This window comes from Chitinophaga varians, from assembly GCF_012641275.1.
Classification (GTDB): domain Bacteria; phylum Bacteroidota; class Bacteroidia; order Chitinophagales; family Chitinophagaceae; genus Chitinophaga; species Chitinophaga varians_A.
In genome coordinates, this window is sequence record NZ_JABAIA010000014.1 from 1 (window position 1) to 1,196 (window position 1,196).

The following is a 1,196-nucleotide window of genomic DNA, read 5'->3' on the forward strand; positions in this document are numbered from 1 at the left end:
TGTAAGTACCCCTATTGTGGTGACAGTTTAAACTTAGAAAAAATCGCTAAATTTAAACTGAATTAGTATCATGAAAAAGACCAGATTCACAGAAACACAGATTGTATCTATTTTAAAGCAGCATGAAAATGGCCTGGCAATAAAAGATATCTGCCGTGACCAGGGCATTTCAGAAGCCACTTTCTACAATTGGAAAAACAAGTACGGAGGCATGGAAGCCTCGGATGTGAAGCGGCTCAAGGACCTGGAAGAGGAGAATTCTAGGCTTAAGAGAATGTATGCCGACCTATCGTTGGACAACCAGATTTTAAAAGATCTATTCACAAAAAAAGGCTGGGCCCTTCCACAAAAAGACAAGTAGCAGAAGAACTGGTCGCTGATCAGGGTATTTCTGTGAGTAGGGCCTGCAGATTGGTATCTTTCCCTCGCACAAAATTTTATTATCGCACCCGTAAAAATGACAAGCCGATTATTGACGCCTTGGAGGAGCTGGCCTTTAAGCATACTTCATATGGCTTCCGTAAGCTGTTTGCCTATCTACGACGGGCCGGACACAGCTGGAATCACAAAAAGGTTTACCGGGTGTATAGGCTTCTTAAACTCAATAAAAGGAAGAAATTAAAGCGAAGAATACCAGCCCGCATCAAACAACCATTGCAGCAACAAACCAATATCAATATTACCTGGAGTATGGATTTTATGAGCGATAGCATGACTGGTAGCAGAAGATTTAGAACATTTAATGTGATAGATGATTGCTCCCGGGAGGCTTTAGCAATTGAAGTAGATACTTCCCTGTCCTCCTTCCGCATAGTAAGGGTACTGGAAAGGATCATTGAGTTGAGAGGTAAGCCAGTAGCTATAAGAACGGATAATGGACCGGAATTCACGTCCGGATATTTCGAACAATGGTGTAATACTAACGGCATCAGGCTCCAATATATTCAGCCTGGCAGGCCAATGCAAAACGGATATATTGAGCGTTTTAACCGTCTTTACAGAGAAGCCGTATTGGACGCATATATATTCGAAGACCTTCATCAGGTAAGAGAATTGACGGCTAACTGGATAGATGAGTACAACCAGCGAAGACCACATGAATCTTTGAATAATCTCACGCCACATGAGTGGACTACGCAACTTCAGGATATGAAAAAAATCCAAATAATCACTGTCACCTAAATGGGGTACTTACA

At 41.9% G+C, this 1,196-nt stretch carries 1 protein-coding gene; it reads left to right on the forward strand.

Going from position 1 to position 1,196, the window contains the following annotated elements:
- Positions 1–70 precede the first annotated feature (70 nt).
- A protein-coding gene (locus tag HGH92_RS33380) for an IS3 family transposase (protein WP_410493997.1) occupies positions 71–1,182 on the forward strand; the annotation gives its coding sequence in 2 pieces (ribosomal slippage) (positions 71–323 and positions 323–1,182; 1,113 coding nt in all).
- Positions 1,183–1,196: the final 14 nt, after the last annotated feature.